This window comes from Desulfitobacterium sp. LBE (assembly GCF_007830365.1).
Lineage (GTDB): Bacteria > Bacillota > Desulfitobacteriia > Desulfitobacteriales > Desulfitobacteriaceae > Desulfitobacterium > Desulfitobacterium hafniense.
Map to the genome: position 1 here is coordinate 198,682 of NZ_VLKD01000001.1, position 2,154 is coordinate 200,835.

Annotated in this window: 1 protein-coding gene and 1 pseudogene; one reads left to right on the forward strand and one right to left on the reverse strand. The window is 42.4% G+C overall.

Annotated features, from left to right (window positions below; genetic code table 11):
- Nucleotides 1-1,126 (reverse strand): sigma 54-interacting transcriptional regulator (locus DESLBE_RS00915; RefSeq protein WP_144678594.1); only part of this gene is annotated, 1,126 nt, incomplete at its 3' end.
- A 506-nt stretch (nt 1,127-1,632) separates the two neighbouring features.
- Between DESLBE_RS00915 and DESLBE_RS00925 the strand changes: the two are divergent.
- Nucleotides 1,633-2,154 (forward strand): annotated as a pseudogene (locus tag DESLBE_RS00925) (IS1380-like element ISEcp1 family transposase); the annotation flags it as partial.

The following is a 2,154-nucleotide window of genomic DNA, read 5'->3' on the forward strand; positions in this document are numbered from 1 at the left end:
CACAGTTAAGAGCAATAAAAGGCCCGTTCTTGCGCGGGCTTAATTCATGGATCATGCGGGCAATAATCTCTTTTCCCGTTCCCGTCTGCCCTTGCAGGAGGACGGAGAAATCGGTTTGAGCCGCTTTGTGGGCTTTTTCCAGAATCTCACGTGATTTAAGGCTGGTTCTCCCTACCCAGCTCAAGTTATCAAGGTTCTGTCCGATAATTTGTATGACACCCACAGCCCCCAAGGAGCTTCCCGAGTTGTCGGATATGCGCTGAAAATGGGTCACCAGTTCATGGCCTTTGCCATCCTTATGCCTTAAATCAAGAGTATCCTGATTCAGCACCCAGCCTTTCGGAGCACCTAAAACATCGGTAACATGCCGGCCGATCAGGTCGTCTTTTTTCCGGCCAATCAGAGAAGCACCCGTGGCATTGACTTGAGTAATCATGCCATGCCGGTCGATGGAAAGACATCCGTCCTTTAAAAGATCGACAGCCAGCTTACTCCCTTGTTGATAGAATTTTAACTCTCTTTCAATCGTTAAATGGCGCAGGTTCTGCTCAATTAAACGAGCCCCGACCAGGGCTATGTCCAAAGTGCAATGCTGATTCCCTATTTCGGCGCTGATGTCGATCACACCGATAATTTCACCTTGAAGTCCGTGGATGGGTGCGGCTGAACAGGTCAAGAAGTGGTTCTCCTGGACATAATGATCCATTCCCTGTATGGTAACGGGCATGCCTTCGATAAGGGCTGTGCCGATGGCATTGGTTCCTTTGACATCTTCCCCCCAATTGCCCCCCGGCGAAAGGAAAATCCGCTGGGCTTTGCTTAAGAAAGGGCCATCCCCCAGGGATTCCAGAATAAAAGCATCCTTATCCCCAAGCAGAATGGAGAAATTAGAGCTGTTGAGGAGCTGGAACAGAAAAGGCAGGACAGAGCCGGCAGCACGGATCAGGTCTTCCCTGGATTCCCGCAATTCCCGTAAGCCGGAGTCGTTAAGAAACTTATTGTTTGAAATAACAGCAGGATTAATATTGTGGGCCAGACTTCGTTGCCAAGAGCGGTAAATCAAAGGCGCAATATTCTGAACCGTCGGTTCTCCATTAACGAACCTCAACCAATTCTCCTGTGGCATCATCAATCACTCCAAATCATAATAGGAGTCCCCATGCTACCATTAGTTCCCAATATTAAGGTTAGCACATCTATCGCTTCTGTTCAATACCTACCTCAGCCAGGGCTCAAATCCTTTTGTGAGCCCTATGCTGTTCAGCTTAGTTACAGTGTTTCGGATCAAAGTGTCCATTTTTGAAACATTGAGCAGAGGGGAGGCTTCAAAAGCACAAATAGTGGAGATTAAACTCCTTGATTTCTCAGATCATTACCTGGCTTCATAAAAAAATCAGTAAGTCCATAACTTGGCATGGAACTTGCAATATATAGTTTAAAGTTGAACCTAGATTCTACGTCAGTACTTCAAAAAGCATAATCAAAGCCTTGATAAATATGCGTTCCTTCGAAATTCAGCTTTCACCCATTGGGTGAAAGAAAAGTGCTCAAAAATATGTTAAATTATCAGCTTTTATGACTCGATATATGGTAAAATAATAGTAAGAAAAGTAGTAAAAAGGGGTTCTAATTATGATTAATAAAATTGATTTCAAAGCTAAGAATCTAACATCAAATGCAGGTCTTTTTCTGCTCCTTGAGAATGCAAAAAGCAATGGGATTTTTGATTTTATTGAAAATGACCTCGTATTTGATAATGACTCAACAAATAAAATCAAGATGAATCATATAAAGACCATGCTCTGCGGTCACTTCATTGGCATTGATAAGTTAGAACGTCTAAAGCTACTTCAAAATGATCCCCTCGTCAACGAGTTTGATATTTCCGTAAAAGAACCTGAAACAGTGTCACGGTTTCTAGGAAACTTCAACTTCAAGACAACCCAAATGTTTAGAGACATTAATTTTAAAGTCTTTAAAAAACTGCTCACTAAAAGTAAATTGACATCCATTACGATTGATATTGATAGTAGTGTAATTAACGTAGAAGGTCATCAAGAAGGTGCGTCAAAAGGATATAATCCTAAGAAACTGGGAAACCGATGCTACAATATCCAATTTGCATTTTGCGACGAATTAAAAGCATATGTTACC